Consider the following 5,697-nt stretch of genomic DNA (forward strand, 5'->3'; position numbering starts at 1 on the left):
GACTCATACGCTGTAATGTCATCGTTCGCGACAACGTTTCGCGCGTCAGACTGCTTGTTAACGGATTTCCCCAGATCTATTCGGCCGCCCTTACTGACCCCAATACGAAGCAGCTGCCCGCCATCTGTGTAACCAGATGAAGTGGACCTGCGCACCCATCAGTGGCAGCCCACATGCGTGTTCGCGGCGCAACAAACCTCCGTCAATACGCCACTCGAGGCTATTTGCTCTTCGGTTGGCTCACCGAAGGACAGCTTTTTTTCGCGCCGATGATTGCGGCGGGGCTGGTCCTGCTAATTACCGTCCATCGTCTAAACAAAGGAAACGCTGGCCCGCACGCGCGCCCCGAAGCGCCGGAAGCTCCGCTCGCAGCATCCTCGCCCAAGCGATCCTGAGCAATCGGGGCAAAGGTCGCTTCACCCGTGCAAGGATTCTGTGCTCACTGTGGTTAAACACCGGCATACCATTCATATCCACGATCTTCCCAGAAGCCACCCTTTCCGCCACTTATCTGCGCCAGATCCTGCGCCACCTCGATTCTCATAACGTACTTGGCATGCTTATAACCGAGCTGGCGCTCGACGCGGAGGCGTAGGGGCGCGCCGTTGGCAACCGGCAACGGCCTGCCATTGAGGTCGTACGCAAGGATCGTCTGCGGATGAAACGCATCAATCAGATCGATGCTCTCGTAGTACGGGTCCGCGCCCGCCTCCAAGGTATCGGCGCAATGAAATACTATGAACCGGGCATTCGCGCCAACACCCGCCCGACTCAACACCGTGCTTAAGGGTACGCCGGTCCATTGACCGATCGCACTCCAGCCCTCGACGCAATCATGACGCGTGATTTGTTGGCGAGAAGGCAAAGCGCGCAAGTCCTCGAGAGACAGATTGAGTGGATGAGCCACGATTCCATCGACTCGCAAACGCCATTGGCGGAAGTTTCCCGCCAGTAGATCGTTATAGTGCGGATCATCCGGCGCGCTGGTGCCATTCGAACGGAACACCGGCGACAAATCGGATTGCTTAAACTCCGGGGCAAGCGCAAGTCGACCGATTAGTAGGCGCTGTCCGTGGTAGGAGAGTATCTCGGCGCTTGCCAGAACTCGCCGAAAGGATGGCGACTCCGAGAGTCGATCGCATCCGCCCAAAAGAAGGCCGCCCAAGGCTGTGGAACTACGCAAAAGCATTTGACGGCGGGTGAGTATTCGGCTCGTCACTTCGGTTCCTCCCGAGGCAGCGTGTAGCGTCCGGAGATCATCGAGCGCAGTTCGTTCAGTGGCCCTGCCAGCACCACCATTGCCAGGTGAATGACGATGAAGCCGACGACCGCCATCGCGCAGATAAAATGCAATGTACGCGCGCTTTGACGCCCGCCGAAGAGACTCAGGAGCCAGGGAAAGCCCGCATCGAAGCCCGGCGACATCGTGAGACCCGTAGTCACAATCATCGGCGCAAGTACGAAAAGAACCGCAAGGTAGGCAAGCTTTTGAAGGGCGTTGTATTGCCTCGCAGCCTCCCCCTTGGGAAAGCGCAGTCGAAGGTGATCCCAGAAATCATGTGCGATAGCCCGAAGTGACCATTCCGCCCGGCTCGGCATCAGGTCGCGCTGAATATGCCGAGTGGCGAAGCTCACCAGCATATAAAGCGAGCTGTTAAAGACCAGAATCCAGGCAAAGAAGAAATGCCATTGCCTGCCGGTAGCCAGGTCCTGATCGCCAGGTATCGTTGCCCAACTTGGAAAGGCGCGCGCGGCAAGATTTCCGCTGCTGTCCACAGAAAGTCCCAACACGCCTGTCGTTGCAATTTCGTGCTTGCCGATACGGACAATTCCGGCGGGCTGACCGGTCGGCAAATCCTTATACGTCATCTCGAGCACGGCCGGGTCGGCATTGGCCCCGGACTTTCCCCAATAGAGCCGCGGATGCGCATTGAATATTTGCAGACCGCTCATCAGCACCAGAAAAACGCACAGTGCATTTATCCAATGCATCACTCGGGTCGCGCGCGCATGGCGATGGATGATAACCGCGCTGGACATCGGCTACCTTATACCCGCACGGGGTTGGGCAATCCACAGCGACGAAGCAACCGTGTATGTGCTGATGATAAAAAAACGCACCCTCCAAGGCATGACCCTGACGACAACGCGGGTCCGCTGCGCAAAATCCGTAGCGCTTCTATGTTTTCTTATCATTGGGTTGGTCATCGGGGTCCACGTCATCGCGCGGCACGCGGCGCAGCGGCGTGATCGAGCGTAGTTGTCACAAGACTTGGTGTGAGCAGTTCCGGCAGCGCCATCCCGTCGGGTTGCCCGGGACCATAGACAGCGTCAAACGGAACGCCGTAGCGGCCAAAGCTCTGCAGATAGGCCGTTACCGCCGGGTCAGGTCGGGTCCAGTCGGCGCGGACGGCAATCACACCGCCGCCAAATAGACGGCTGCGTACGGGTTCTCGATCAAGAACTGTTGTTTCGTTGACCTTGCAGGTCAGACACCAATCAGCAGTCACGTGCACGAACACGACCTTCCCTTCCCCCACCTCCTGGCGAATCTGTTGCAGGTCAAACGGCTGCCAATGGCCCACAGCTTCTGCCGGTCTGGTGGCTGCCACCCCCGCCAAAGTCGGTATCAGTACTGCAGCCGCGGCTAAAATGGCAGGGGCGGACCGGATTGCGATCGCCGCGCCCGCCGGCGCGACACGCGTTCTCCAAGCCAGCACTGCTAAGGCAATGGCGAGGGCGCCGCCGCTTTCGAGCGCAACACGAAGGCCAGAAAGCGAGGCCAGCACGTAAAGCAGCCACAGGGCGGTGGCAATAAGTGCCACGCCCAGAATTTTGCGGAGAGTGTTCATCCAAGGTCCAGGCCGCGGAAGAAACCGCGCCAGTTTCGGCACGGCTGCCACGGTGAGATAGGGCAGCGCAAAGCCGAGTCCCAGCGCCATAAAGACGGCAATGATCTCCGTCGGCCCCTGGGCGAGCGCAAAGCCGATCGCCGTCCCGACGAACGGCGCAGAACACGGTGTCGCAAGCAAGGTCGCAAAAGCGCCTGTCAAAAAGGAGTCGGTCAGCGGGCGGTGTCCCTGCCCTGCCCCCGGACCGGCAGTGGCTGCGTCATAAACCCAGCGCGGCAGTGCGATGGCGAGCCAATCCCACAAGCTCGCTGCGAATAATGTCGTAAGGGTAGCCATGGCGGCGACGAACCAGGGCCACTGAAACTGGATGCCCCAGCCGATGGTATTGCCGCTCGCCTTCAGCGCGAGGAGGAGACTTGCCAACAGCGCAAACGATGTCAACACGCCAGCCGCCGTGGCCAAGAGCCCATAGCGGACCTGTCGTTGCCCTGCCCCGACGTGTTCGGCGACGGACAGCAGCTTCAAGGAGAGTACCGGCAGCACGCAAGGCATGATGTTCAGAATCAGGCCGCCCAATAGGGCGACGCCAATGACCGATAGGAACGTCGCCGCGGCATACCCGGCCGCCCCCGGCGCTGGGGTCGTCGTGAACTCGGACGATCGTTGGCCGTCGACGAGTGTAAATCGCAGTGGCCGATCCGTAACGCTCCTCGGAGTGGCTGCAGCGATCGGGATCGAAAAGCGCGCCTCGTGAGCACTGTTGCTCAGTACGACCACCGGCTGCGGCGGTGCAACGTCGGGAATGCCTTCGACAAATAAATCCGGGTTGCCGAAGCGAACGTCCATGCTACGTAGACGGATCTCCAGGGTTGCCCCGGCCTTCGCTGGGGTCACTGTGACGCCCAGAAGACTCATCCCGTCAGCCGCAAGCGCGGCTGGAACATGAGCGCGAGCCGCGGAGATCAGTGCCGCCTCTTTGTCTGCTAGCGCCACACCGGCAGGCAAGGCGAGATCGAAGTGCGCTGAATAGGGAATGCACACCTCTTTGCATACGCCGTATGTGAGTGCGGCGTGCAACGCAAGAGGCGCGCCTGGACGGCCCAAGCTCAGCACAATAGGCAACAACACGTGGTCCTCGTACACGTAGCCCTGCAGACCTTGTATCGATATCCGCTTCGGCGCCGGCCAGGCGATCTCGGTGTGAGACAGATTGGTGGAATCCTGCCAATCGATGTGCGGCGGCAAGCCGGCCTCGCCCGGCGAGCGCCAATAGGTGTGCCAGCCGGGCGCCAACCGGATCTCCAGGCCCGCATCAACCGTCGATCCGGAACCGGTCGCCGCTACCACCGTAACGAGTCGTGCCGTGGCACGGTCGTCACCGATCCAGTTCGTCGCGGCGGCTTGCAACGGCTGTGCCGGCACGATCAGGGCCAGAAGCAGCGCAAGCCATTCCAGACGCCCATTTCGCCGGTGTGCACCATCGAAGGCACACACTAACCACCAAACCAGCCGAGTCATCACGTACCTCGCCTCATGTAGATCGATAGGCGGAATAGTCCGCGCGCCGCTTACGGTTGCGGGAATGGCCCTTTCCAAGGTGTCCGCGGCATAAGGGTTGAGTCCGATCACAACTGCGGAGCCGCCGCTCGTGTGTCGCTGTGGTGCGAGAGATCGCTGGCCGCAATGGATTCCAGCTCCGCAAGGTGCTTCTCCCGGGTAACAGTGAGATTGGCAATGAGGCGCTCGATTGCGATCAGCGATCGTTGATCCTCCAGCAGGTCGAGCAACGAGGCGTGACCTGTTTCATACGCGGCCCGGCCGACATTCACGACCTCGTGGGTACGTGGAAGTATGGTATGGCCAAACAAACCGAGTTGCCGATCCGCATCGCGAATGATGGTGATATGCGCGACGACCTGTGCGGTCAAATCATTCCCCGCCTGGCGACGCATGGCCTCTGAGGCGCGAAGGTTCGCTTCGGCCTGGGCTACGGCGGCGTTGAGCGCCTGATATCTGAGAATCGGAATCGTCGCCTGGCCCAGCAATGATTGGGTGACTCCCATCAGATCGGTGCCGACACTCAAATTGAAATCAGGCACATATTGCAGCCTGGCAAGCTTTACTCCCTCGTTGCGGCCGCGAATCTCATCCGCGAGGGCGATAAGCTCCGGATTCTGTTTCGCCGCCAAATCCACCAACTCGCCATCCCCCTGTACAAGAGGTCGCGACGCCGGGAGTTCTGTCGGAACGGGCAACGCCGTATTCTCTGGACGACCTAGGAGCGCATTGATCGCTGCGCGCTGACTCGGCAGCATCGATTCCATATTGGCGAGGTTATTGCCCGACATGTCTACTTCGTTCCTGGCCTTCAGCACCATTTGCTGATCAGAACTGCCAGCGCCATTGCGGGCTTCGGTGACGGTCGCAGTGGTGCGGAGCGATTGCAGATTGCTCCGCTCCAGCCGGATCAGTTCCGCGTTTAACGCATAGTCATAGTAGGCGCTGAGCACCTTGTTTCGCAGGTCGTACTTGGCCTTGATGAAGCGCCGGCCCGCTGCGCGTGCATTTTCCAGCGTTTGCCGGGCGGCGGCGTCCAACTTTCCCGGCCACTTGATGTCGGTCATGGGATCGTTGGAGAGCGCCAGTGAGCTGCTTCCCCAGCTGGTGCGCCCGTGGGTGATGCTGGTGCCGGCCGCCACGTTGAGCGTCGAGGTCTGTGTGCCGTCCTGCGGAATCTGCTCGATCGCTGAGCGCCATTCCCAATAGTGTTGCTCCAATTCCGCGTTGCTGAGCTGCGCGTATTCAACCAATTGATCCGGCGTTGGGTTTTCCGGCAGCGGTGGAA

General features: G+C 60.2%; 4 protein-coding genes. All 4 read right to left on the minus strand.

What is annotated here, in order from left to right; genetic code table 11:
* Nucleotides 1-448: 448 nt before the first annotated feature.
* Nucleotides 449-1,006, minus strand: coding sequence for a molybdopterin-binding protein (locus VGG64_10130; protein ID HEY1599950.1), 558 nt, complete (start codon nt 1,004-1,006; stop codon nt 449-451).
* Nucleotides 1,007-1,215: 209 nt separating this feature from the next.
* Nucleotides 1,216-2,040, minus strand: coding sequence for a cytochrome b/b6 domain-containing protein (locus VGG64_10135; GenBank protein ID HEY1599951.1), 825 nt, complete (start codon nt 2,038-2,040; stop codon nt 1,216-1,218).
* A gap of 179 nt (nt 2,041-2,219) precedes the next feature.
* Nucleotides 2,220-4,370 (minus strand): protein-disulfide reductase DsbD domain-containing protein, encoded by a 2,151-nt coding sequence (locus VGG64_10140; protein HEY1599952.1) that lies wholly within the window; start codon nt 4,368-4,370, stop codon nt 2,220-2,222.
* A 107-nt stretch (nt 4,371-4,477) separates the two neighbouring features.
* Nucleotides 4,478-5,697, minus strand: a 1,220-nt coding sequence (locus VGG64_10145) for a TolC family protein (GenBank protein HEY1599953.1), incomplete at its 5' end; no start/stop codon positions are given.

Source organism: Pirellulales bacterium (genome assembly GCA_036490175.1).
Classification (GTDB): Bacteria; Planctomycetota; Planctomycetia; order Pirellulales; family JACPPG01; genus JACPPG01.

Coding starts and splice junctions, on each gene's coding strand:
- VGG64_10135 (HEY1599951.1), bottom strand. CDS start 2,040: ATGTCCAGCGCGGTTATCATCCATCGCCATGCGCGCGCGACCCGAGTG.
- VGG64_10140 (HEY1599952.1), bottom strand. CDS start 4,370: ATGACTCGGCTGGTTTGGTGGTTAGTGTGTGCCTTCGATGGTGCACAC.